The sequence below is a fragment of the Mycolicibacter nonchromogenicus genome (assembly GCF_002101775.1).
Taxonomy (GTDB): domain Bacteria; phylum Actinomycetota; class Actinomycetes; order Mycobacteriales; family Mycobacteriaceae; genus Mycobacterium; species Mycobacterium nonchromogenicum.
Map to the genome: position 1 here is coordinate 43,134 of NZ_LQPI01000042.1, position 24,418 is coordinate 67,551.

The 24,418-nt window shown below is 66.6% G+C and carries 24 protein-coding genes and 1 pseudogene; 16 read left to right on the forward strand and 9 right to left on the reverse strand.

Features of this window, described 5'->3' with window-relative positions; all coding sequences use genetic code 11:
• Positions 1–32: 32 nt before the first annotated feature.
• Positions 33–851, reverse strand: a complete 819-nt coding sequence (locus AWC18_RS10790; RefSeq protein ID WP_085138711.1) for an IclR family transcriptional regulator — start codon at positions 849–851, stop codon at positions 33–35.
• Between the two features lie 122 nt (positions 852–973).
• On the opposite strand from AWC18_RS10790, the gene AWC18_RS10795 reads away from it, so the two are divergent.
• The 12 genes and pseudogenes from AWC18_RS10795 (at position 974) to AWC18_RS10855 (ending at position 11,471) form a co-directional block, all read left to right on the forward strand.
• On the forward strand, positions 974–2,413 hold the full coding sequence (locus AWC18_RS10795; protein ID WP_085138712.1) for a Rieske 2Fe-2S domain-containing protein: 1,440 nt from the start codon (positions 974–976) through the stop codon (positions 2,411–2,413).
• The gene (locus tag AWC18_RS10800) at positions 2,410–3,036 is read left to right on the forward strand and encodes a 3-phenylpropionate/cinnamic acid dioxygenase subunit beta (RefSeq protein WP_085138713.1); all 627 of its coding nucleotides are present in this window, start codon (positions 2,410–2,412) and stop codon (positions 3,034–3,036) included. Before AWC18_RS10795 ends, AWC18_RS10800 begins: the two co-directional genes overlap by 4 nt.
• Positions 3,033–3,293, forward strand: a complete 261-nt coding sequence (locus AWC18_RS10805; RefSeq protein ID WP_064996993.1) for a dihydrodiol dehydrogenase — start codon at positions 3,033–3,035, stop codon at positions 3,291–3,293. The genes AWC18_RS10800 and AWC18_RS10805 overlap by 4 nt, the downstream gene beginning before the upstream one ends.
• Positions 3,290–4,105, forward strand: coding sequence for a 3-(cis-5,6-dihydroxycyclohexa-1,3-dien-1-yl)propanoate dehydrogenase (hcaB, locus tag AWC18_RS10810; protein ID WP_085138714.1), 816 nt, complete (start codon positions 3,290–3,292; stop codon positions 4,103–4,105). The genes AWC18_RS10805 and hcaB overlap by 4 nt, the downstream gene beginning before the upstream one ends.
• 9 nt (positions 4,106–4,114) lie before the next feature.
• Positions 4,115–4,837, forward strand: a complete 723-nt coding sequence (gene phtC / locus AWC18_RS10815) for a 3,4-dihydroxyphthalate decarboxylase (RefSeq protein ID WP_109560053.1) — start codon at positions 4,115–4,117, stop codon at positions 4,835–4,837.
• Positions 4,834–5,583: a protocatechuate 3,4-dioxygenase subunit beta gene (gene pcaH / locus AWC18_RS10820; RefSeq protein ID WP_085138716.1), complete on the forward strand. Its 750-nt coding sequence runs from the start codon at positions 4,834–4,836 to the stop codon at positions 5,581–5,583. Before phtC ends, pcaH begins: the two co-directional genes overlap by 4 nt.
• Positions 5,576–6,124 carry a protocatechuate 3,4-dioxygenase subunit alpha gene (gene pcaG, locus AWC18_RS10825; RefSeq protein ID WP_085138717.1) on the forward strand — a complete coding sequence of 183 codons (549 nt, stop codon included), beginning with the start codon at positions 5,576–5,578 and terminating at the stop codon, positions 6,122–6,124. Before pcaH ends, pcaG begins: the two co-directional genes overlap by 8 nt.
• Positions 6,121–7,323 (forward strand): lyase family protein, encoded by a 1,203-nt coding sequence (locus AWC18_RS10830; RefSeq protein WP_085138718.1) that lies wholly within the window; start codon positions 6,121–6,123, stop codon positions 7,321–7,323. Before pcaG ends, AWC18_RS10830 begins: the two co-directional genes overlap by 4 nt.
• Positions 7,320–8,477, forward strand: coding sequence for a bifunctional 3-oxoadipate enol-lactonase/4-carboxymuconolactone decarboxylase PcaDC (gene pcaDC, locus AWC18_RS10835; protein WP_085138719.1), 1,158 nt, complete (start codon positions 7,320–7,322; stop codon positions 8,475–8,477). The genes AWC18_RS10830 and pcaDC overlap by 4 nt, the downstream gene beginning before the upstream one ends.
• On the forward strand, positions 8,474–9,142 hold the full coding sequence (locus AWC18_RS10840) for a 3-oxoacid CoA-transferase subunit A (protein ID WP_085138720.1): 669 nt from the start codon (positions 8,474–8,476) through the stop codon (positions 9,140–9,142). The genes pcaDC and AWC18_RS10840 overlap by 4 nt, the downstream gene beginning before the upstream one ends.
• A 5-nt stretch (positions 9,143–9,147) precedes the next feature.
• Positions 9,148–9,810: a 3-oxoacid CoA-transferase subunit B gene (locus tag AWC18_RS10845; protein WP_420093329.1), complete on the forward strand. Its 663-nt coding sequence runs from the start codon at positions 9,148–9,150 to the stop codon at positions 9,808–9,810.
• 508 nt (positions 9,811–10,318) lie between these two features.
• Positions 10,319–11,471, forward strand: a pseudogene (locus tag AWC18_RS10855) (PE-PPE domain-containing protein).
• 135 nt (positions 11,472–11,606) lie between these two features.
• On the opposite strand, the gene AWC18_RS10860 reads toward AWC18_RS10855, so the two are convergent.
• Positions 11,607–12,623 carry a 3-isopropylmalate dehydrogenase gene (locus AWC18_RS10860; protein ID WP_064997326.1) on the reverse strand — a complete coding sequence of 339 codons (1,017 nt, stop codon included), beginning with the start codon at positions 12,621–12,623 and terminating at the stop codon, positions 11,607–11,609.
• Positions 12,620–14,206, reverse strand: coding sequence for a phosphoglycerate dehydrogenase (gene serA / locus AWC18_RS10865; RefSeq protein WP_085138724.1), 1,587 nt, complete (start codon positions 14,204–14,206; stop codon positions 12,620–12,622). Before serA ends, AWC18_RS10860 begins: the two co-directional genes overlap by 4 nt.
• Before the next feature lie 100 nt (positions 14,207–14,306).
• Here serA and AWC18_RS10870 point away from each other — a divergent pair, with 100 nt between their 5' ends.
• Together AWC18_RS10870 and AWC18_RS10875 are read left to right on the forward strand one after the other, a co-directional pair.
• Complete coding sequence (locus AWC18_RS10870; RefSeq protein WP_085138725.1) at positions 14,307–15,737, forward strand: phytoene desaturase family protein; 1,431 nt, start codon at positions 14,307–14,309, stop codon at positions 15,735–15,737.
• 180 nt (positions 15,738–15,917) lie between these two features.
• The gene (locus AWC18_RS10875; protein ID WP_085138726.1) at positions 15,918–16,508 is read left to right on the forward strand and encodes a hypothetical protein; all 591 of its coding nucleotides are present in this window, start codon (positions 15,918–15,920) and stop codon (positions 16,506–16,508) included.
• Positions 16,509–16,588: 80 nt separating this feature from the next.
• On the opposite strand, the gene ilvC is transcribed toward AWC18_RS10875, so the two are convergent.
• From ilvC to AWC18_RS10900, 5 genes are all read right to left on the reverse strand, one after another.
• Positions 16,589–17,602: a ketol-acid reductoisomerase gene (gene ilvC / locus AWC18_RS10880; RefSeq protein WP_085138727.1), complete on the reverse strand. Its 1,014-nt coding sequence runs from the start codon at positions 17,600–17,602 to the stop codon at positions 16,589–16,591.
• Positions 17,603–17,634: 32 nt separating this feature from the next.
• Positions 17,635–18,147 carry an acetolactate synthase small subunit gene (gene ilvN / locus AWC18_RS10885; protein WP_046284693.1) on the reverse strand — a complete coding sequence of 171 codons (513 nt, stop codon included), beginning with the start codon at positions 18,145–18,147 and terminating at the stop codon, positions 17,635–17,637.
• Positions 18,147–20,015 (reverse strand): acetolactate synthase large subunit, encoded by a 1,869-nt coding sequence (locus AWC18_RS10890; RefSeq protein ID WP_085138728.1) that lies wholly within the window; start codon positions 20,013–20,015, stop codon positions 18,147–18,149. The genes ilvN and AWC18_RS10890 overlap by 1 nt, the downstream gene beginning before the upstream one ends.
• Positions 20,016–20,215: 200 nt before the next feature.
• Positions 20,216–21,070 (reverse strand): metal-dependent hydrolase, encoded by an 855-nt coding sequence (locus AWC18_RS10895; protein WP_076049507.1) that lies wholly within the window; start codon positions 21,068–21,070, stop codon positions 20,216–20,218.
• Complete coding sequence (locus tag AWC18_RS10900) at positions 21,067–21,717, reverse strand: TetR/AcrR family transcriptional regulator (RefSeq protein WP_064999780.1); 651 nt, start codon at positions 21,715–21,717, stop codon at positions 21,067–21,069. The genes AWC18_RS10895 and AWC18_RS10900 overlap by 4 nt, the downstream gene beginning before the upstream one ends.
• A gap of 156 nt (positions 21,718–21,873) precedes the next feature.
• On the opposite strand from AWC18_RS10900, the gene AWC18_RS10905 reads away from it, so the two are divergent.
• A complete protein-coding gene (locus tag AWC18_RS10905) occupies positions 21,874–22,212 on the forward strand; it encodes a PH domain-containing protein (RefSeq protein ID WP_064999812.1) in 339 nt (112 codons plus the stop codon).
• 36 nt (positions 22,213–22,248) lie between these two features.
• Here the strand turns inward: AWC18_RS10905 and AWC18_RS10910 are convergent, their stop codons facing one another.
• The gene (locus AWC18_RS10910) at positions 22,249–23,064 is read right to left on the reverse strand and encodes a DoxX family membrane protein (RefSeq protein ID WP_085138729.1); all 816 of its coding nucleotides are present in this window, start codon (positions 23,062–23,064) and stop codon (positions 22,249–22,251) included.
• A gap of 136 nt (positions 23,065–23,200) precedes the next feature.
• Between AWC18_RS10910 and AWC18_RS10915 the strand changes: the two genes are divergently transcribed.
• Positions 23,201–24,322, forward strand: coding sequence for a PQQ-dependent sugar dehydrogenase (locus AWC18_RS10915; protein ID WP_064999811.1), 1,122 nt, complete (start codon positions 23,201–23,203; stop codon positions 24,320–24,322).
• Positions 24,323–24,418 lie beyond the last annotated feature (96 nt).

Sequence of the window (24,418 nt, forward strand, 5' to 3'; positions counted from 1 at the left end):
CCCGGGGAAACTGGACCGGGAAACCCGGGCTGCTAGCCGATCTGCTCGCCGATCTCTTTGGCCGCCTCGACCAGCACAGCCGCCACACCTGGGTAGTGCGACGTGCTCAGCCGGTGAACGGGCGCCGCAGCATTGAGTGCCAGCAGCACGCCCGGCGCACGGGTGGGAATGGGCACCGCGACCGAGGCGACTCCCTCCTCGCTCCCCTCGCGGTTCACCGCGTAACCCTGCTGTCGGATCCGGCCGAGCTCACGTTGCAGCTCTGTCCTGGTGCCGACCGAATGCGCGGTCACCCGCGGCAGCTCGTCATCGGGATACAGGCGGGCGATGTCGGCATCCGACAGACGCGCCAGCAGTGCCTTGCCGGTCGAGGTGCAGTGCGCGGGCATGGTGCGTCCGAGCCGCGAGGCAACCCGCACCGCCGCCTGTCCTTCGGCGGCGGCGATGAAACGAACGTTGGCGCCCTCGAGCATGCCCAGATGCACGGTCTCGTTGAGGCGTTCACTGAGGCGAAGCAGCACCGGCTTCGCCACGCCTTCGACGTCGATGCGGTTGAACACCGAAAACGCCACGCTCATCAGTGCGGGGCCGGGGTGGTAGGCCTTGGACACCGGGTCCTGGCGCACAAAGCCCCGGTATTGCAGCATGGCCAACAACCGGTGGGCCGTCGAAGATGCGACGCCCAAGTGGTTCGCCGCGTCAGTCAGGCGGATCTGCGGCTGCTCTCCCAGCAACAGCAGAAGCTTCAGCGCCCGGTCCACCGATCCGATCGGATACTGGGGCACTCCCCAATCCGGGGCGGCTTCCCCGGCGCCGTCGTCAAGCGATCCGACAAGATCCTTGCTCTGCATACCAGAGACACTACCCAGCGTTGTTGCCTATAAGCGCTCTACCTGGCAAAGTTTCTCCCTACGTCCCGGAGATATTCTCTGCATAGCAGACATTGCGGGCCCTCACGACTGGAGAAGCATCGATGAGTGATCACCGGCATGTCCTCGATGAGGTCAGGCGGGGAATGATCCCGGCGCACATCTACAACGACGCCGAGATCTTCGAACTCGAAAAGGAGCGGCTCTTCCGGCGCGCCTGGATGTTCGTGGCACATGAATCGGAGATCCCGCAAGACGGCGACTATGTCGTGCGCCGCCTGCTCAACGATTCCTTCATCATTGCGCGCGACTCCAAAGGCGACGTTCGGGCCATGTTCAACATGTGCCTGCACCGTGGCATGCAGCTATGCCGCGCCGAGATGGGCAATGCGTCCAATTTCCGCTGTCCCTATCACGGCTGGACGTATCGCAACGACGGACGCATCACCGGCCTGCCCTTCCACCAAGAGGCCTATGGCGGCGAAGCCGGCTTCTCCAAGCGAGGCCAGACTCTGCTGCCGGCGCCGAGTCTCGCCAGTTACAACGGTCTGATCTTCATCAGCCTGGATCCGCAGGCTCCCCCGCTCGAAGAGTTTCTCGGCGACTTCAAGTTCTATCTCGACTTCTACACCAAGCAGAGCCGCAGCGGCCTGGAGGTGCGCGGCCCGCAACGGTGGCGCATCAAGGCGAACTGGAAGATCGGTGTCGAGAACTTCGCCGGGGACATGTATCACACCCCGCACACCCACGCCTCGGTCGTCGACATCGGGCTGTTTCGTGAACCCAAGGCGCAGAAGCGAAAAGACGGTGCGACGTACTGGGCGACCTGCGGCGGCGGCACTACTTACAAACTGCCACCGGGCGACTTCGAGGAACGGATGCGCTACGTCGGCTACCCCGACGAGATGGTGGAGCGAATCAAGGACGTGTGGTCGGCCGACCACCAGCGCATGGTGGCCGACGACGGCTTCATGATCTCGGCGGCATCGTGCTTTCCCAACATGAGCCTGGTGCACAACTGGCCGAAGATCCAAGACAGCGAAGAAGTGTTGCCGTTCATATCGATTCGAACCTGGCAGCCGATCAGTGAGAACGAAACCGAGGTGTATTCGTGGTTCGCGGTCGACGCGGCCGCTCCCGAGCAGTTCAAGAAGGACTCCTACAAGGCCTACCTGATGTGCTTTGGATCCACGGGCATGTTCGAACAGGATGATGTGGAGAACTGGGTGTCACTGACCAACACCGCAGCCGGCTCCATGGCCCGTCAACTGCTGCTCAACGGGCGGATGGGCCTGCTCGCCGACGACACCCCGGTGGTCAATGCGCTGCCGCCGGAACTGTTCCACGGCCCGGGCACCGCTCAAGTCGGCTACAACGAGAACAATCAGCGGGCGATCCTGCGGATGTGGGCCGATCACCTCGAGATGCCGCCGGTGTCGGCGGCCGCCGCAGCGATGGGCACCCAGCGCGAGGCGATCACCCCTCTGGTGCAGACAAACGGCACATCTGCGTGCGACGCAGACTGCGAGGAGGCCCGGGTATGACATCCGCCGAGAATGGTCAGCGGGCGGGGTATGCCCGACCGAAGGACGCCGCCGGCCCATGGGAGTTGGCGGTTCTCGGCGGCCATGCTCCAAAGTATGTCCGTACCGGTAAGCCCTTGCCGTTCAACGACCCCCGGCACCTACAGGCACACCAGTTCCTGGTCGACGAGGCCTATCTGCTCGACGCACAGCAATACACCGAATGGCTCGACACCCTCACCGAGGACATCCACTACTTCATGCCTGTCCGGGTCACCACCGCCGCGGGCGCTGGATTCGACACCTCTCCCGGCATGGCTCACTTCGATGAGAACAAGTACTCCCTGAACCGCCGGGTCGCGCGTTTTGCGACCGAACACGCCTGGACCGAAGATCCACCGTCACGGCTGCGTCATCACATCACCAACGTGCGCACCTTTGCCTGCGACGATGATCAGCATCTGATCGTCGAGTCGGCCGAATTGCTCTTCCGCAGCCGTGGCGATGTGAACGAGGCCGCCCTCGTCTCCTGCGGCCGAGAAGATCTGCTGCGGCGCACTGATGATCAATGGAAGTTGGCGCGCCGCACCATCTATGTCGATGAGTCCGTCCTGCGGATGCAGAACCTGGCGGTCTTCCTGTGAGCGCACGCGACGACCTCCTGGCCAACGCGGTCGGCGACGCCATCACCATCGCCAACGAATTCACCGAGGTGACACTGCAGCGGGTCGATACCCGCAACGGTTCGCGGCTGCTGATCACATCGCCGAAGTCGGGGCAATGGATCAGTCTGGACGCCCTGGAACTTGAGGCATTGACCTGGCAGAACGCCTACACTCTGGCGGCGATGGTCGGCAACATGCATCAACCACTCCTCTCCGACGACAGCGACTTGCCATGACGCGGTGGCTGGACGGTAAGCGGGCGCTGGTCGTCGGCGGCGGTTCGGGTATCGGTCGAGCGGTTGTTGACGCCTTCCTGGAGGAGGGAGCCCAGGTCGCGGTGCTGGAACGCAGCGGCGCGAAGTGCTCCGCGTTGGCCGGTCAACTGCCGGAAGTCCCGGTGACCCAGGGCGATGCCACGATCGCCGAGGCCAACGAGCGTGCTGTCGCCGCAGCCGTGGAAGCTTTCGGTGGCCTGGACACGCTGGTCAACTGCGTCGGGATCTTCGACTTCTACAAGGGCATCACCGACATCTCGACCGAGGAGCTGGCGCCGGCGTTCGACGAGATGTTCAGGACGAACGTGCTGAGTCATCTGCAGTCGGTGAAAGCCGCCGTCCCGGCACTGCAAGCCCAGGAGGGGTCGTCCATCGTCCTCACCGAGTCTGCGTCGTCGTTCTATCCGGGTCGCGGGGGCGTGCTCTACGTCGCGTCCAAGTTCGCCGTGCGTGGCCTGGTCACCACACTCGCCTACGAACTGGCCCCGCACATCCGGGTCAACGGCGTTGCGCCGGGTGGCACATTGAACACCGACCTGCGCGGATTGCAGAACTTGTCGCTCGACCACATCCGCCTGGACGACACCCCCAACCGGGCACGCGACCTCGCGGCACGCACCCCGCTCAACGTGGCACTCACGCCGCAGGACCACGCGTGGAGTTACGTCTTCCTGGCATCGGACCGCTCCCGCGGCATCACGGCCGGGAGCACCCATCCCGATGGCGGATTCGCAATGGGCCCGGCACGGCACTCCTCGCGGCCGGAAGGCTGATCCGTGAACATCGACGAGCTTGCGCCGCTGCGGCTGGAGGTCGCGCAGGCATGCCGAGTGGCTGCCGCTCGGGGCCTGGTCGACGGAATTCTCGGACACATCAGCGCCCGAGTCGATGAGGAGCACCTGCTCGTGCGGTGCCGAAGCGACTCTGACGACGGTGTGGCATTCACTCGTCCCGGCGACATTCGGCTCATCCGCTTTGACGGAACCCCCGGGATGCCAGGGGAATTGGACGGCTATCGCGTACCCAACGAGTTGCCGATTCACGTCGAGACCCTGCTGGCCCATCCCGAACACCGGGCAGTGGCCCACCTGCACCCGCCGGCCGTGGTCGCCGCCGACCTCGCCGGTATCACCATCGAACCCATCTACGGGGCCTTCGACATTCCGGGCGCCTGGCTCGCCCGCCGGGGCGTTCCGGTCTACCCGCGGGCTGTGCTGATCCGCACCCCAGAGCTGGGGAAGGAGATGGTCGCCGCCATGGCAGACAAGCCGGTGGTGATCTGCCGCGGTCATGGGATCACCAGTGCCGCTGCCACGGCCGCCCAGGCTGTGCTGCAGGCGATTAGCCTGGATCAGCTGGCCTCGATGTCCCTGCGGATTCGCGCCGCCGGCGGCACCTGCAAACCGATCGACGACGCGGATTGGGCCGATCTGCCCGATCTCGGTCCCTCATTCACCGCGGACGCCGCCTGGCGCCATGAACTGGCCCGGCTGGAGCGGCGATGACCGGCCAAACGCAGATCAGCGCCGAAATCCGGGCGCTCCACGCCGATTACGAGTGTGCGGGTATCGAGGAAACCCAACCTCGGTTGGACTTTCCGCCGTACCGCAGCAGCGTGCTTCGGCATCCCAAGCATGCGCTGCACCTGGCAGACCCGGAGGCCGCAGAACTGCGGGCGCCCTGTTTCGGCGAGGACGACGTCGACCCGCTGGACGCGGATCTGACGGTCCAGCACGCCGGCGCACCGATCGGTGAGCGCACCGTGGTGACCGGGCGGATCGTCGACGGCAACGGGCGACCGGTACGCCGGCAACTCGTCGAAATCTGGCAGGCCAATGCCAGCGGGCGCTACATCCATCAGGGGGATCAGCATCCCGCACCATTGGACCCCAATTTCACCGGGGCGGGGCGCTGCCTGACCGACGACGACGGGTTCTACCGCTTCACCACCATCAAGCCCGGCCCTTACCCCTGGCGCAACCACCACAACGCCTGGCGTCCCGCGCATATCCATTTTTCGTTGTTCGGCACTGATTTCACGCAGCGGATGATCACGCAGATGTACTTCCCCGGCGACCGGCTGTTCGCGCTGGATCCGATCTACCAATCGATCACCGACCAGAAGGCTCGTGATCGGCTGGTCGCGACCTACGATCACGACATCACCAGCCATGAGTGGGCCACCGGCTATCGGTGGGACATCGTGCTCACCGGTCCAGCCGCAACACCTTTCGAGGATCACGATGCCTGAGTTGACGGCCACGCCCGGACAGACCATCGGGCCGTTCTTCGGCTATGCGTTGCCGTTCGAGCGCGGTAACGAGCTGGTGGCCCCCGGCTCGACGGGCGCAATCCAGCTGCACGGCACCGTGACCGACGGCGCCGGCGCCCCGGTTCCCGATGCGCTGCTGGAGATCTGGCAGGCCGACACGAATGGGGCGGTGGCGACGTCGGGTTCCCTTCGCCGTGACGGCCACACCTTCACCGGGTGGGGGCGCGCGGCGACCGATGCCGACGGCCACTACAGCTTCACGACGGTGAAACCTGGTGCGCCACAAGGATCGACACCGTTCATCACCGTCGCGGTGTTTGCGCGGGGCCTGCTCAACCGGTTGTTCACCCGGGCGTATGTGCCCGGCGATCACCTCGATGGCGATCGCCTGCTGAACTCTGTGGCACCCGATCGTCGCCATACCCTCATCGCGGAGCCGGACGACGTCGGCTTTCGGTTCGACATCAGGCTGCAGGGCGCCGAGGAGACGGTGTTCCTGCGCTACCGGGGGCAACCATGACCGACTTGTTGTGGCCCGGCGATCACCGGGCTGGGCTGATCTTCAGCGATGCGGCGTACCTGGCCGCGATGCTGCGCGTCGAAAGCGCCTGGCTCGATGTGCTTGTCGAATCCGGCATCGCGCCGCAGCCCGCGCGGGCCGACCTGACCGCGCTCGTCTCGGCAGCGGACGTAGAAGCGGTGGCTGTGGCCGCCGAGGCGACCGGTAATCCGGTGCCCGGCCTGCTCGAACTGCTGCGGACACGCACCGGCGGCGAACCGGCACGTTGGCTGCACCGCGGGCTGACCAGCCAAGACGTGGTCGACACCGCGCTGATGCTCTGCCTGCAGCAAACGCTCGATCGCATCCGCGACGAGATCAGCGCCCAGGTGAGCACATTGGCCGCGTTGGTCGAGACCTACCGTAACAGCCCCATGCTTGCCCGCACCCTGACCCAGCCCGCCTTGCCCACCACCATCGGACTGAGATTTGCGCACTGGCTGGCCGGCCTGTTGGACGGCGCCGACTGCGTCGCCACTCTGCCGCAGCTCTCGGTGCAGGCCGGCGGCGCGGCGGGAACGATGGCCGCTGCCACCGAATTGGCCGGGTCTCCCGACGAGGCCATAAATCTGTCCGGACGACTGGCCGCAGCACTTGGCCTCGCTGACGGCCCGCCCTGGCACACCACCCGCTCGGTCATCACCCGCGCCGGCGACGCACTGGTGACATGTTGTGACGCGTGGTCGCATATCGCCAACGATGTCGCGGCCAGCAGCAGGGCCGAGATCGGTGAATTGGCGGAGGGCCGCGGCGGTGGCTCATCAACGATGCCGCACAAGAACAATCCGGTGCTATCGATGCTGATCCGCCGTGCCGGGCTGTTGGCACCACCGCTGGCCGCCGGCCTGCACGCCGCGTCGGCAGGCAGCATCGATGAGCGCTCCGACGGCGGCTGGCACGCCGAATGGGCCACCCTGCGAACGTTGTCCCGCTATGCCGTCACCGCCGCAGCGCAGACCACCGACCTGCTCACCGGGCTGGTCGTCGACACCGATCGGGCCGCGGCGAACCTTGCCGCGGCCGGCGATCTGCTCGGGGAGCAGCGGGCGATGACCGAACTGACCGGCCACACCGCTCGTGGCGACTACACCGGGGCGGCAGGCCATCTCATCGATGCCGTGCTGCAACGCGCGAAACACCACCTGATGGAGGCAACATGAGCGTGCCGCGCCTGGTCGGCACCGACTTCGGCGGTCCGCCGGACGCCGATCTCCTGATACTCGGGCCCTCGCTGGGTACGTCGGCAACCGCCCTTTGGGGCGCAGCCGCCGAACGACTCGCCAAGCGTGTGCGCGTCATCGGCTGGGATCTTCCCGGTCACGGCCGCAGTCCGGCGGCCGGCTTCCGGATACCCGATCTGGCAGCGGGCGTGCTGGCCTTGGTGGACGAGATCACGCCGCGCACACCCTTCCACTACGCCGGCAACTCCATCGGCGGCGTGGTCGGCTTGCAGTTATTGCTCGATGCGCCCGAGCGGGTGTCGAGTGCCACGCTGCAGTGCACCGGTGCCAGCATCGGCCGCGCCGAGGACTGGGCCGCCCGTGCCGCCACCGTGCGTGCGTCGGGCACCACGACGCTGGTCGAGGCGGCCGTACAGCGCTGGTTCGCAGCCGGTTTCGTCGACCGGGCCCCGAACCTGGCCGCTGCACTGGTGGAAGCTCTGCGGGCCACCGACGACGAATCGTATGCCCAGGCATGCGAAGCACTGGCAGATTTCGATGTCACCGCTCGCCTGGGGCAGATCACCGCTCCGGTGTTGGCCATTGCCGGCGGCCAGGACGGCGCCACTCCCCCAGAGACGTTGGAACGCATTGCTTCCGGCGTCCGGCACGGCCGACTGGTGGTGCTCGACGGCGTCGCACACCTTGCGCCTGTCGAAGCGCCCCACGCGACCGCCAACCTCATTCTCGATCACCTTCTGACCCGCGATCCGGTCTACACCGAGGGAATATCAGTGCGCCGCAGCGTTCTCGGCGACACCCACGTCGACCAGGCGATCGCGCGCACCACCGCGTTCACCGCCGACTTTCAGGATCTGATCACGCGCTATGCCTGGGGCAGCATCTGGACCCGTGACGGCCTCGACCGGCGCAGCCGTTCGATAGTCACCCTGACCGCGCTGGTGGCTCGGGGCCACCACGAGGAGCTGGCCATGCACCTGCGCGCGGCGCGCCGCAACGGCCTGAGCAACGACGAGATCAAAGAGGTGTTGTTGCAGACCGCCATCTATTGCGGAGTACCCGATGCCAACACCGCGTTCCGCATCGCGTCGCAGGTGCTTGCCGACTACGACACCGCTGAGGGCGCCGGGTGAGCCGCACCGTAATCTGCGACACCGCTGCCCAGGCGCTGTCCGGAGTAAGCGACGGTGCAACGATTCTGGTGGGCGGCTTCGGTATGGCCGGGATGCCCGCCGTGCTGGTCGACGCATTGATCGCCCAGGGAGCCGGTGACCTGACGATCGTCAGCAACAATGCCGGCAACGGCGACACCGGACTGGCTGCACTGTTGGCCGCCGGGCGCGTACGCAAAGTGATCTGTTCGTTTCCGCGCCAGGCCGATTCCTATGTGTTCGACGGCCTGTATCGCGCCGGCAAGGTCGCCCTGGAGTTGGTGCCGCAGGGCAACCTCGCTGAGCGCATCCGCGCCGCCGGTGCCGGGATCGGGGCGTTCTACTGCCCCACCGGCGTCGGCACACTGCTCACCGAGGGCAAGGAGATTCGGACCATCAACGGCCGCGACTACGCGCTGGAGTATCCGATTCACGGCGATGTCGCGCTGATCCGCGCCCACGTCGGAGACCGCGCGGGAAACCTGGTGTATCGCAAGACCGCGCGCAACTTCGGTCCGGTGATGGCCACCGCGGCAACGCTGACGATCGCTGAGGTGTCCCGCGTCGTCGACACCGGCCAGCTGGATCCCGAAATGATTGTCACACCGGGCATCTACGTCGATCGGATCTTGGAGACGGGCTCATGACGCCGATGCCCTCCCGCACAGTCGAGCATGTTGACCGCGGACCCCTGTCCCGCGACGAGGTCGCCGCCTTCATCGCCCGTGACATCCCGGCGGGTTCCTACGTCAATCTCGGTATCGGCCAGCCCACGCTGGTCGCCGACCACCTATCACCCGACGACGCAGTGGTGCTGCACACCGAGAACGGCATGCTCGGTATGGGGCCGGCAGCGCGGGGTGAAGACGTCGATCCCGACCTCACCAATGCCGGCAAGTTACCGGTCACCGAGCTGCCCGGCGCCTCCTACTTCCACCACGCCGACTCGTTCGCGATGATGCGCGGCGGACACCTCGATGTGTGCGTGCTGGGGGCATTACAGGTCAGCCAGTGTGGCGATCTGGCCAATTGGCATACCGGGGAACCCGGTGCGATCCCCGCCGTCGGCGGAGCCATGGACTTGGCGATCGGAGCCAAGAGCGTGTTCGTGATGATGGACCTGTTCACCAAGGACGGTGCCGCCAAACTGGTTCCCTCGTGCACCTATCCGCTGACCGGTCTGCGGTGTGTCAGCAGGGTCTACACCGAGTACGCGGTCTTCGACATCGACACCGCTGCGGGGACAGTCCGGGCACGCGAGACCTTCGGCATCAGCGTCGCCGACCTCGCGGCGCGGTTGCCCGTCAGTATCTGACTCCCGGATGTGCTCTGCCGAGACGGACTTTCGCGACGCGACACGCTGGCGTCACGTCGTCAGATTCCGGCTCGGCGGCGCTGACCCAGCCGACCGAACACGGCCCACCTACACCTAGAAATTCTTACGTTCTGACTATATTCAGACCAGGTTCAACGGTGCGCCTTTCAGGTTGTCCTGTTCTCGGTTAGGAGATGCCGTGTCCTACATGCTTCGTCCCTGTGCCATGGCCGTTGCCGCAGCGATGGGCACCGGCCTGATCGCCGGCTTCCCGGCGGCGCCACTGTCATCCGCCGCGGCCGTACCGGCGGTGCAGCTCACCTCCACCGGCAGCGGTTACGTGGTCGACTCCCCCAACAATCTGGTGGGGCTGATCGTCGGCGGGAGCGGTATGCCGTTGCCGCAGCAGCGTCCGGGCTACGTGGAAAACATGGACGAGCTGTTTGTCCAGCGTGTGCTGCCGGGAGCCCACAGCGTTCCGGTGTTCACTCCCGAAGGCGCCCAGCCCATGTTCTCCGGCATCAAGAGCCTGCCGTTCGACGTGTCCGTGGCCCAGGGCACCGCGATGGTGAACCAGTACGTGAGCGACAACGTCGCCGCCGGCAACACCGTCGTGGTTTCCGGCTACTCCCAGAGCACCGCGATCGCCACGAACCTGATGACCGACCTGCTGGCGCAGGGCGTGCCCGACGACGCCGTGAAATTCGTGCTGACAGGCACCGTCACCAACCCGGACGGCGGCCTCTTCGAGCGGCTTGGGATGACGATTCCGGCATTCGGCGCCACGTTCAGCGGCTACGGCCCCTGACACTCCCTACCAGACCTCGATCTACTCACTGGAGTACGACGGCTTCGCGGACTTCCCGAAATACCCGCTGAATTTTCTGGCGGTCCTCAATGCGGCGATGGGTGAGCTCTTCGTGCACCCTACGTACTACAAACTGACCGCCGAACAGGTCGACAATGCAATACAGGTGGGAACGACCGCCGACTATGACGGCGCCACCACCTATTACATGATCCCCACCGACGAGCTGCCGTTGCTGTTCTTGTTGCGACAGCTCCCGATCATCGGCCAGCCACTGGCCAATCTGCTCAATCCGGTCCTGGAACAGCTCGTCAACCTCGGCTATGACAACCCGAACAATGACGGCTGGGACGAAGGAAGTGCCAACGTGCCCACCGGGTTTGGCCTCTTCCCCAGTTGGGATCAGGTGATGGTGGCGTTCAACAACCTCGGTCCCGCCGCCGAGCAGGGCTTCAACGCGTTCGTCCAGGACATCAGCGACCTGGTGTCGAACCCGTCGTCACTGCTGGCCGACCTGGCCGACTCCTGGTCCACCAAGCCAACGGACCTGTTGTCCTCGCCCATGGACTTCGTCAACACGCTCACCGGTGCGTTCGCACAGCTCTATTCGCTGCTGCTGCCGGCCGCGGACACCCTGACAACGCTGGCGATCACCCTGCCGGCCAATCTGATCAGCATTCTGTGGGACAACCTCGCCGATCCGTTGACCGGGCTGGGCCTGGCCGCCGGAACAGCGGTCGCCGCGGTCACTCAAGTGGGTGCCATCGAGTTGGGCGCTACGGTCGAGACGCTTGCATCCATCCTGAGCGACTTCGACGTGGGAATTCCGTTCCTGGACGAGGTCTGGGGCTAACCGCTACGCCGAGCCGGACTTTCGCGACGCGACACGCCCGCGTCACGTCGTCAGATTCCGGCTCGGGGCTGTAAGCGGCTAAGGCGGCTCGGGGCTGTAGGCGCGTTAAGGCGGCTCGGCGCCAGCCGAATGCAGCTAGAGCAGGCTCAGGATCCGGTCACCGGTGGCGGCGGTCGACAGCTTCTCCGGCCCGCGGGTAGCCAGGTGCTTGGCGACGGCCGCTTCGACCCGGGCGGCGGCGTCGTGCTCGCCGATGTGCCCCAGCAGCATGGCCACCGACGTCACCGCCGCCGTCGGGTCGGCGATGCCCTGCCCGGCGATGTCGGGCGCGCTGCCGTGCACCGGCTCGAACATCGACGGATTGACACCGGTGGCGTCGATGTTGCCGCTGGCCGCCAGTCCGATTCCGCCGCAGACAGCTCCTGCGAGGTCGGTGATGATGTCGCCGAACAGGTTGTCGCTGACGATCACGTCGAACCGGCCCGGGTCGGTGACCATGTAGATGGTGGCGGCGTCGACGTGGGTGTAGGCGGTCTCGACGTCTGGGTAGTCCTTGGCGATCTCGGCCACCGTCCGGGTCCACAGCGAACCCGCATAGGCCAGCACATTGTTCTTGTGCACCAGGGTCAGGTGCTTACGCCGAGCGCGGGCCTTCTCGAAGGCGAATCGGACCACCCGGGCCACCCCGAACGCGGTGTTGACGCTGACCTCGGTGGCGACCTCGTGGGGAGTGCCGACCCGCAGCGCGCCACCGTTGCCGGTGTAGGGCCCCTCGGTGCCTTCGCGCACCACGAGGAAGTCGATCTCCGGCGGGTCGGCCAGCGGGCTGGCAACCCCCGGGTACAACCGGCTGGGACGCAGATTGACGTGATGGTCCAGCGCGAAGCGGGCGTGCAACAGCAGGCCGCGCTCCAGCACACCCGACGGCACCGACGGGTCACCGATCGCGCCGAGCAGGATCACGTCGTGGCCGCGAATCTCTTCCAGCACCGAATCCGGCAGGATCTCGCCGGTGGCGTGATAACGCTTGGCGCCCAAGTCATATTCGGTCTTCGCAGTGCCCGGAAGCACCGCGTCGAGCACCTTGACGGCCTCGGCGATGACCTCGGGGCCGATCCCGTCGCCGGGAATCACAGCGAGCTTGAGGCTCATGACAGGTCTACCTCTTCAATCTTGTTGGCGCCGACTGCGGCGGTGATGGCCGACTGCACGTCCGCGGGCACCGGGCGGTCGACCCGCAGCAGCACGGTCGCCGCGGGGCCTTCGGCGTCTTCGGACAGCTGCGCGGCCTGGATGTTGATACCCGCCGACCCCAGCAGCGTGCCGATCTTGCCGAGTGCGCCGGGCTGGTCGGAGTAGTTGATGATCAGGTTGACGCCCTGAGCCCGCAGGTCGAAGTGCCGACCGTTGATCTCGACGATCTTCTCCACCTGCTGGGTGCCCGACAGCGTGCCGGCGACCGTGACGGTCGAGCCGTCGGCGGTGACCGCCTTGAGCTCGACGACGCTGCGGTAGTTGGGGCTTTCGGTGGCGGTACCGATCTCGGCGTCGACGCCGCGCTCGGCGGCGAGCGCCGGCGCGTTGACGAAGGTCACCGGGTCTTCGATGACCGCCGAGAACAGTCCGCGCAACGCCGACAAGCGCAGCACGCCAACATCTTCAGACGCCAGCTCGCCGCGCACCTGCACGGACAGCGAGACCGGCAGGCTGTCGGAGAGCGCACCGGCCAGCAGGCCGAGCTTGCGGACCAGATCCAGCCAGAGCGCGACTTCCTCGCTGACCGCGCCGCCGCCGACGTTGACCGCGTCGGGAACGAATTCGCCGGCCAGGGCCAGCTTCACGCTCTTGGCGACGTCGGTGCCGGCTCGGTCCTGAGCCTCGGCGGTCGATGCGCCCAGGTGCGGGGTCACCACCACCTGCGGCAGGTCGAACAGCGGCGAGTCGGTGCACGGCTCGGTGGCGAACACGTCAAGCCCGGCCGCCCGGACGTGGCCGCTGGTGATCGCATCAGCCAGTGCCTGCTCGTCGATCAACCCGCCGCGGGCAGCGTTGACGATGATCACCCCCGGCTTGGTCTTGGCGAGGGCTTCCTTGCCGATCAGGCCCGCGGTCTCAGGGGTCTTCGGCAGGTGCACAGAGATGAAGTCGGCGCGGCCCAGCAGCTCGTCGAGGCTGAGCAGCTCGATGCCGAGCTGGGCGGCGCGGGCCGCCGACACGTACGGGTCATAGGCCACGATGTGGGCACCGAAGGCGGCCAGCCGCGCCGCGACCAGCTGTCCGATGCGCCCCAGGCCCACCACCCCGACGGTGTGGTCGTAGATCTCGGTGCCGGAGAACGAGGACCGCTTCCACTGCTTGGCGTGCAGCGAGGCGTCGGCGGCGGGGATCTCCCGGGCGGCGGCGAGCATCAGCGCGATCGCATGCTCGGCGGCGCTGTGGATGTTCGACGTCGGCGCGTTGACCACCAGCACCCCGCGGGCGGTGGCCGCCTCGACGTCGACGTTGTCGAGTCCGACCCCGGCGCGCGCCACGATCTTGAGCTTGGTGCCGGCCGCGAGGACCTCGGCGTCGACGGTGGTGGCCGAGCGCACCAGCAGCGCATCCGCTTCCGGGACGGCGGCCAGCAGCTTTTCGCGGTCCGGGCCGTCCACCCAGCGAACCTCGACCTGGTCGCCGAGGGCGGCGACGGTGGACTGGGCGAGTTTGTCAGCGATCAATACCACGGGCAGAGTCACTCGGACAGCCTAGTTGGCTGCGCTCGGCGTCTTCGTCCGGGTTTGCCGATTGCCGGCCACTCCCACGGCGCAGACCGGCCCCGGTCCCTACCATCGACGAATGGACGTCACCGTCGTCGGTAGTGGACCCAACGGCCTGGCCGCCGCAGTCATCTGTGCCCGCGCAGGCCTGTCGGTTCAGGTTCTCGAAGCCCAGCCCACCTTCGGCGGCGGAGCACGCACGGCGCCCGATCCGGAGTTCGACGTGTCCCACGACATCTGCTCAGCGGTACATCCGCTCGGGCTGGCGTCGCCGTTCTTCGCCGAGTTCGATCTGGCGGCCCGCGGTGTGCAGCTGATCTCGCCCGAGATCTCCTATGGCAATCCGCTGGATGACCGGCCCGCGGCGATCGCCTACCGCGACTTGGAGCGCACCTGCGCAGAACTGGAGCACGGGTCGTCCTGGCGACGCCTGCTGGGCCCACTGGTGGCCGACAGCCAGGCCGTCGTGAAGTTTCTGCTGGGCGACAAACGGTCGGTGCCGTCCGGGATCGTGACGGTCGCCCGGCTGGGGCTGCGCATGCTGCAGCAGGCCGGCCCCGCCTGGAACGTCACGCTGTCCGGCGATGACGCCCGCGCCCTCTACACCGGGGTGGCCGCGCATACGATCTCGCGACTTCCGTCGGTGACCACGGCCGGTGCCGGCATGATGCTGGCAACCCTTGGCCATACGGTCGGCTGGCCCATCCCCGTCGGCGGCAGCCAGACCATCACCGATGCACTCATCGCCGACCTGACCGCGCACGGCGGCCGGCTGGCGGCCGATAGCCCGGTGCGAAAGCCCCCCGGCCCGGTGGTGCTGTTCGACACCGCCCCGACCGAGCTGCTCTCGGTGTACGGGGACGCACTGCCGGCCCGGTATGCCAAGGCACTGCACCGTTACCGGTTCGGCTCCGCGGCCGCCAAGGTCGACTTCGTGCTTTCCGGCGAGGTGCCGTGGAGCGATCCGCGCCTCGCCCAGGCTCCCACGTTGCATCTGGGAGGCGACCGCAAACAGATGGCCCAGGCCGAAGCCACGATCGCTGCCGGCCGGCACGCGCCCCGGCCGATGATCTTGGCGGCGCTGCCGCACGTGGTCGACGCGTCCCGCATCGACGCCGCCGGACGGCGTCCTATGTGGACTTATGCCCACGTTCCGGCCGGATCAACTGTCGACCAGGCCGAGACGGTGATCGCGGGCATCGAGCGATTCGCCCCCGGTTTCCGCGACGTCGTGGTGGCGGTCAGGTCCGTGCCGGCGGCGCAGCTGGCAAACCACAACGCCAACTATGTCGGCGGCGACATCGCCGCCGGCGGCAACAGTGCCTGGCGGGCGCTGGCCGGGCCGACGCCGCGGGTGAACCCTTGGGCCACACCGATTCCCGGGGTCTACCTTTGCTCGGCGGCCACCCCGCCCGGCGCCGGGGTGCACGGCATGGCCGGCTACTACGCCGCCCGCACCCTGCTGCGGCGCGAGTTCGGGATCACGCAGCTACCAAGCCTGCGACCCTGACGGCTGCGACCACGAAGCCAGCGAACAGGCGAGCTTTGCGGACTTCTATATTTCACTCAGATTTTTCCCAGTCAACTAGTGACTGAATGCCAGTTTCGATGTAACCTCAGGTAACTTGTGTTGGGCGTTACAAAAACTCCCATGAGTGGCACAAGTCACATGCCCATGAGGAGGAAAACTTTGCACCGCACCCTGCGTCCCTTTGCCCTGGCCGGCGCCGCGGTCATCGGCGCCAGCGCTATCGCCGCCACCCCTGTGGTGGTCGCCCCGCCGAACCTGCACATGCCGGCCATCGAACTCACCGCCGACGCCGGCCCGCTCGGCGGCATCGGCGACGTGATCAACGACCTGCTGAACGGGTTCGACTTCGAAGCCATCTTCAGCAGCCTGAGCGCCCTGTTGACCAACTTCGACCTGTCCGGCCTCTTCGCCGGCCTCAGCGACTTCCTGACCAACATCGACCTGTCGGGCATCTTCGCCAGCTTCGGCGACTTCCTGACCGACATCGACCTGTCCGGTCTCTTCGCCGGCTTCGGTGACTTCCTGGCCGACATCGACCTGTCCGGCATCTTCGCCGGCCTGGGCGATCTGCTGACCAACATCGACCTCTCGGACCTGTTCGCCAGCATCGACTTCTCGGCCATTTTCGATGACCTGTTGGCCAACATCGACTTCTCGGCCATTTTCGACGACATCTTCGCCAACATCGACTTCTCGGCCATTCTCGACGGCCTGTTCGATGGCCTGCTCGGCGGGCTCGGCGGCGTGTAACCCCCCAGAAAAAGCGAGTGGCCCCTTCCTTTTGGGAGGGGCCACTCGTCTTTTCGGCTCGGGTACGGCTAGCGCACCGATCAGGCCGTTTCGGTGATGGGACGGTCGACCCAGCTCATCAGGTCGCGCAGCTTCTTGCCGGTGACCTCGATGGGGTGCTCGGCATTCTCCTTGCGCAGCGCCTCGAGTTCCTTGTTACCGCCCTCGACGTTGGCCACCAGACGCTTGACGAAGGTGCCGTCCTGGATGTCGGCGAGGATCTCGCGCATCCGCTGCTTGGTGCCCGCATCGATCACCCGCGGACCCGACAGGTAGCCGCCGAATTCCGCGGTGTCGCTCACCGAGTAGTTCATCCGTGCGATGCCGCCCTCATACATCAGGTCGACGATCAGCTTGAGCTCGTGCAGCACCTCGAAGTAGGCCATCTCGGGGGCGTAGCCCGCCTCGACCATGACCTCGAAACCGGTCTTCACCAATTCTTCGGTGCCGCCGCACAACACGGCCTGCTCACCGAACAGGTCGGTCTCGGTCTCCTCTTTGAAGGTGGTCTTGATGACACCGGCACGGGTGCCGCCGATGCCCTTGGCGTAGGACAAGGCCAGCGCCTCGCCCTCACCCTTGGGGTCTTGGGCGACCGCGATCAGCGAGGGCACGCCCTTGCCGTCGACGAACTGCCGCCGAACCAGGTGCCCCGGGCCCTTCGGTGCGACCATCCCGACGGTGATTTCGGCGGCCGGCTTGATCAGACCGAAGTGGATGTTGAGGCCGTGGCCGAAGAACAACGCGTTGCCAGCCACCAGGTTCGGCTCGATGTCGTTGGTGAAGATCTCAGCCTGGGCGGTGTCAGGGGCCAGCAGCATGATCACGTCCGCCCACTTGGCGACTTCGGCGGGAGTGTCGACCTCGAGGCCCTGCTCGGCGACCTTGGCGCGCGACTTCGACCCTTCCTTCAGGCCCACCTTCACCTGCACACCGGAGTCACGCAGGCTCAGCGAGTGCGCGTGTCCCTGGCTGCCGTAACCGATCACGCCGACCTTGCGGCCCTGGATGATCGACAGGTCAGCGTCGTCGTCGTAGAACATCTCAACTGCCACTGGATTTCTTCCTAACTATCTTTACTGGGGGACTATTTGGTGGTGCCGATGCCGCGCGGACCGCGAGACAACGATACGAGACCCGATTGGACGATTTCGCGGATGCCATAGGGCTCCAGCACCCGCAGTAGCGCATCGAACTTGGCCGGCGTGCCGGTGGCCTCGATGATCAGCGACTCCGGAGAGACGTCGATCACCCTGGCGCGGAACAGGTTCACCGCTTCGACGATCTGTCCGCGCGTACTGGCGTCCGCACGGACCTTGATCAGCGCAATCTCGCGGGAGACGGAATTGTCCTCCTCCTGCTCCACGATCTTGATGACGTTGATCAGCTTGTTGAGCTGCTTGGTGATCTGCTCCAGCGGGGTGTCCTCCACCGAGACCACGATCGTCATGCGCGACATGTTCTTGGTCTCGGTGGCGCCGACGGCCAGCGACTCGATGTTGAAGCCGCGGCGCGAGAACAGGGCAGCCACCCGCGCCAGCACACCGGGCTTGTCTTCGACCAGCACCGAGAGCGTGTGGGTCTTCCAACCTGTCGCCATCACGCGTGCCCCTCGTTGTTCTCGTCGTCGAACAGCGGCCGAATGCCGCGTGCCGCCTGGATTTCGTCATTGCTGGTGCCGGCGGCCACCATCGGCCAGACCTGCGCGTCGGCGCCGACGATGAAGTCGATCACCACCGGGCGGTCGTTGATCGCGCGCGCCTGGTTGATCACGTCTTCGACGTCTTCCTCACGCTCGCAACGCAATCCGACGCAACCGAGCGCTTCGGCCAACAACACGAAGTCGGGAATGCGGTGTGAGTGGGTGGCCAGGTCGGTCTGGCTGTAGCGCTCGCCGTAGAACAGCGTCTGCCACTGCCGCACCATGCCGAGATTGCCGTTGTTGATCAACGCCACCTTGATCGGCAGCCCTTCGATGGCGCAGGTGGCCAGTTCCTGGTTGGTCATCTGGAAGCAGCCGTCGCCGTCGATCGCCCACACCTCGGCCTCCGGGCGGCCCATCTTGGCGCCCATCGCTGCGGGGACCGCGAATCCCATGGTGCCCAGGCCGCCGGAATTCAGCCAGGTGCGCGGCTTTTCGTACTTCACGAACTGCGCGGCCCACATCTGGTGCTGGCCGACGCCGGCGACATAGAGCGCGTCGGGTCCGGCGATGCGGCCCAGCGTCTCGATCACGAACTCCGGCGACAGGCTGCCGTCGCTCTGCGGCCCGTAACTGAGCGGGTAGGTCGAGCGCACCCCGTCGAGGTAGCTCCACCAGTCCGCCATATCCAGCTCCAGCTTGCCGTGGCGAAGCACCTCGAGCAGCTCGGTGATGACGGCCTTGACGTCACCGACGATCGGCACGTCAGCGTGCCGGTTCTTACCGATCTCGGCGGGGTCGATGTCGGCGTGAATCACCTTGGCGTCCGGGGCAAACGAATCCAGTTGGCCGGTGACCCGGTCGTCGAAGCGGGCACCCAGGGTGATCAGCAGATCCGAGCGCTGCAGCGCGGCCACCGCGGCCACCGTGCCGTGCATGCCGGGCATACCCAGGTGCTGACGGTGACTGTCCGGAAATGCGCCGCGCGCCATCAACGTGGTGACCACCGGGATACCGGTCAGCTCGGCCAGTTCGGCCAGTTCCGCACAGGCCTCCCCACGGATCACGCCGCCGCCCACATAGAGCACTGGGCGGGTCGCAGCCGTGATCAGCTTGGCGGCCTCGCGGACCTGCCGGCTGTGCGGCTTGGTGGTCGGCTTGTAGCCGGGCAGATCCATCCGGGGTGGCCAGGCAAACGTGCACTGTCCCTGCAGGATGTCCTTGGGGATGTCGACCAGCACCGCGCCGGGACGCCCCGAGGCCGCGATGTGAAAGGCCTCGGCGATCAGCCGGGGAATGTCATCGCCATTGCTGACCAGGAAGTTGTGCTTGGTGATCGGCATGGTGATGCCGGAGATGTCGGCCTCCTGGAAGGCGTCCGTGCCGATCAGCGAACGGCCGACCTGGCCGGTGATCGCGACCACCGGAATGGAGTCCATCTGTGCGTCGGCCAGCGGGGTGACCAGGTTGGTGGCACCGGGCCCCGAGGTGGCCATGCACACCCCGACCCGACCGGTGGCGTGCGCGTAGCCGCTGGCCGCGTGCCCGGCGCCCTGCTCGTGCCGAACCAGCACGTGACGCAACTTCTTCGAGTCGAACAGCGGGTCATAGACCGGCAGAACCGCGCCGCCGGGGATGCCGAAGATCACGTCGACATCGAGCTCTTCCAGCGATCGGATCACCGATTGGGCACCGGTCATCTGCTCGGCCTGGACCCGCTTGGCCGATGACTTGGCCTTGCCTGAAACGGCGTCCGGGGCCGAAGCCCCGTTGGCGGCTTGCGCCGGGGCCGACCGCTCCGGCGGCCGGGTGGTGGGTGCGCTCACGGTTTCCTCTTCAATTCCTCGGTGCTACAGAACTGGTGGCAACAAAAAACCCCCGCCAGCTCAGCTGCTGCACGAGGGTTGCGCGTCGGTGTTGGTAGTTCAGGCAACAACCAACGCGCAGTGGGCTACTACGAGCATGCCGTTGTCCATAGCAGACGACGGTAGCCCCTGGACCGAGCGCGCGTCAAATGAGCAAGCGCTCAGTTCAGGTGGTCGACCAGCGATCCCTGCTCGCCGAACAGCTTCGCCTCCCAATGCTCGAGCAGGTCGGTGTTGTCACGGTCGTTGGGGTGAAAGCCCGGCTGCATGTACTCGCCGAGTCGGCTGAAGACGGCGCGAGTCAGAAACGGCGAATGCCGCAGGGCCGCGAAACTGCGGAACAGACGCACCGGGTGGTAGGCGGCCCGGTCGCCGAAGAGGGAGATCAGGGTGTTGATCACGACGGCAAGGGGGAAACTGAAGCGAATGATCCGCATGGTCCGGATACGCCGGGTCTCGCCGCCACCGACGGCCCGATAGACGTCGAATGCCACCGCCCGGTGCTCGGACTCCTCGATGGCGTGCCACAACAGCATGGACCGCACCTCGCTGGTGCCCAGCACTTCCTGCGCCTTCTCATCCGAGAGCAGGGTCTCGGCGAACACGGCGGTGAAATGTTCGAGCGCGGCGGTGATGGCCAGGCAGGTCAGCGGCGAGAACCGCCGTTCGATGGCCTGCTGACGGCGATCGACCAGCTGCGCGACCCTGCGGGTCGGGTAACCCATCTCCTGCAGCCGCTCATTGAGTGCGCGGTGCTCGCGTCCGTGGGTCACTTCCTGACCGATGAATCCCTTGACCTGTTCTTTGAGGCCGGGGTCGGTGATCTGGTCGGCGTAGCGACGCACCGAGCGAATGAAGAAGTCCTCACCCGGGGGGAACACGGCCGACAGATGCGCGATCATGTGGCTCATCACCAGGTCGCCCTGGACGAAGTGACGATCCAGGGCCGCGACGGGGTAGTTGAACCGGATGCGGCGCGGCTGTACCGCCGGCTGGCGGTTCTCGTTGGCGGTCATGACTCTCTCTCGGGTTGTGGGTCTGCAAGGCCGGTCACCAACGGACGAACCAGCATTTTGAAGGCGTCAAGAATTTCGTCGGCGGCCAGCGGCTGGTAGCCGGCGATCGATCGGGACATCGCCAGGCCGTTCATGAGCGCGAAGGTCATCTGCGGCCCGATCCGCGACGGCGGGGTGTCACCGCCGGCAGTGTCCGCCGGGGCGAGCAGTTCGGTGTATATCCGGTCGCAGGCCTCGGAGAACTGGCGATCCGTCTCGATGACCGCGGGCGCCAGGTCCGGGTCGGTGCGAGCCGCCACCCACAGTTCGTACGTCGCGGTGAAGGTCGGGCCGGAATACATCGACCACAGCAGATCGATGGCCTCGTCGAGCTTGTCCGCGGCTGAATCCAGCCCCGCCATCAGAACCTCGAACTCTTCGATGCGGCGGTTCAGCGAGAACTCGATGGCGGCGGTCAACAGACCGACCTTCGTCGGGAAGTGTCCCTGCAGCGCTCCGACCGACACGCCGGCCCGGCGCGCCACCTCGGTCGTGGTGGTTCCCTTGAAACCGACCTCCACCAGCGCGTCGAGCGTCGCGTTGAGCAGTGCGTGCCGGGTCTCGGCAGTGCGCTCCGCCTGGGTTCGACGGGGTTTGGTCCGGGCCACGCGTCCATGATGGGGCACTTAAAATAAGTAGTCAATATTTATTCTTACCGCGGTGCCGCTGCCACCCACCGAGTCGCGATACTCCGGCGGTGACATCATGCGAGGGTGGCCCCACCCTCTCCCGAGTCCGCTCCCCTGGTGATCCGCATCTCGCCGATGGCCCACTTCGCGGTCGGCTTCCTGGCCCTCGGCCTGCTGATCCCGGTGATGACCTGGTCAGTGACCGCGCCCCTGTTGGCGCTGCCGATTCTGCTCTCCGTGCTGGTGGTCCGGTGGCAGACGGTCGCCGATGCTCAGCAGATCAGCGTGCGGACCCTGTTCGGCAGCCGCTCGATGAGCTGGGATGACATCGACGGCCTGGGATTCACCCGGGGATCCTGGGCGCGGGCGCACCTGCGCGACGGCGAGACAGTGCGGTTGCCCGCGGTAACTTTCGCCACCCTGCCGCTGCTGACCGAGGCCAGCGGTGGGCGGGTGCCGAATCCCTATCGCTGAACCATCAGAGCGACGCCCAAACCGTCGCTCCCGTTGCTAACCCAGCGGGTTGGCCCCGTTGAGGAACACCCACATCGCGACACCCCCGGCAAACCCGAGCACCAGAGCCGCGATGGATCCGATGAAGGGTCGGCGGGCCCAGCCGCGGTCGCCATCGAGGCCGTACCGCCCCGGTCCGACCAGCACGATCGCCACCGCCACCACGATCAGCATGAGGTGGTATTCGTGGCCGTCGGGCAGGAAAAGGCCAAACCGCCCCTCGTTGTGCGACGAGATGCCGGTGAGCACACCGTTGATGAAGTAGGCCAGCGCGCCGGCCGCGGCGACCGGCGTGAACAGTCCGAGTACCAGCAGCAGGCCGGCGGCGATCTGCCCGCCCCCCGCCGCGTAGGTCAGGATGTCGGCGTGCTGGTAGCCGGCCGCGGCGATGGAACTCTTGAAGTCGGCCAGCCCCTGGCCTCCCCACCACCCGAACAGCTGGCGCAGCCCATGGGCCACCAGCAGCACGCCGAGCCCCAGCCGCAGCACCAGCAGACCGAGATCCTGGGTGCCGCGCCGGTCCAGCGCCCGAAACGGCTCGTCGGCGTCGGTGTCGCCACCGATGGCGACTCCGACGCGACCGGGGTTGGCCTGCGGTTCGGCGTAGGGCAGCGGGTGGTAGCCGGTGCCGGCCGCGCGCGTGCCGGTGGGGTCATACGGCGGGATGGCCGCGGTCTCGAAATCACCGGTGTAGGTCGGCGATGGCATGTCGTCCTCCGGATCTACCAGACGTGCCGACTTGGGCCGCCCTTTGCCTGCGTCGGCAGTCTCACCCGGCCGACGCCAAAGCGAGCCCTCACCATGACTGGTCACCCTGCCAGAGTAAGGGCAACCCCGGCTGGATTGGGGATTTGAACGGCTTCGTTAGCGAATCGATTCCGGCCCGGTGCGGCACGCTGCGGTGGACCGTCGTGGCGAAACCCGACCCGGTGTCCGTAACCTGACGGGCATGCGGATGCGCGGGGCTGTTCACCGGGTGCCTGTCGTACTGTGCGCGGCACTGCTCGTTCTGACCGGCTGCGCACACTTCGACGACGCTCAGTCTCAACCGTTCACCACCGTGCCGCGACGAGGCATGGTGCCGCCCACGTCTACTCCGCCGCCGCCGCCGCTGCCCGCCAACCCCTTCCCCAAGCAGTGCCCGGCGCCCGGTGTGATGCAGGGCTGCCTGGAGAGCACCAGTGGCCTGATCATGCACGGCGACAGCAAATCGGCCTTGGTCGCCGAACGCACCACCGGTGCGGTCAAAGAAGTCTCGCTGTCCGCCGAACCCAAGGTGAAGACCGTCATCGACGTGGACCCGTCCGGCGACGGCGGCCTGATGGACATCGTGCTGTCACCGACCTACACCCAAGACCGGTTGATGTACGCCTACATCAGCACGCCCACCGACAATCGGGTGATCCGGATCGCCGACGGCGACGTCCCGAAGGACATTCTGACCGGGATCCCCAAGGGCGCCACGGGCAATACCGGTGCGCTGATCTTCACCAGCCCGACCACCCTGGTGGTGCTGACCGGCGACGCGGGCAATCCTGCCGCGGCCGCCGATCCCGGCTCGACCGCCGGCAAGGTGCTGCGCATCGAGCAGCCCACGACCATCGGCCAGGCTCCACCGACCACCGCACTGAGCGGGATGGGTGCCGGGGGCGGGCTGTGCATCGACCACATCGACGGCTCGCTCTACATCACCGACCGCACGCCGAGCGGCGACCGACTGCAGCGCATCACCAAGGATTCCCGGGTGTCGACGGTGTGGACGTGGCCGGACAAACCCGGCGTTGCCGGTTGCGCCGCGATGGACGGCATCGTGCTGGTCAACCTGGTCAACACCAAGCAGACGGTGGCCGTGCGACTGGCCGCCGGCACCGGATCGGTCACCAGCGAGCCCGAGGTCATGCGCCAAGACACCCACGGCCATGTCTGGGCCGTCAAGATGTCGCCGGACGGCAACGTCTGGGGCGCGACGGTGAACAAGACCGCCGGGGATGCCGAGAAGCTCGACGACGTGGTCTTCCCGCTGTTCCCGTCCGGCGGCGGATTCCCGCGCGCCAACGACGACAAGGACTAGCGGCCCGCCGTGATTCGGCGCCGGATGACGGCGCATGCGGTGGCGTTGACGGTGCGACACCCTGCGCTCAACCAAGGCTGGCCTCAGCTTAGCCTT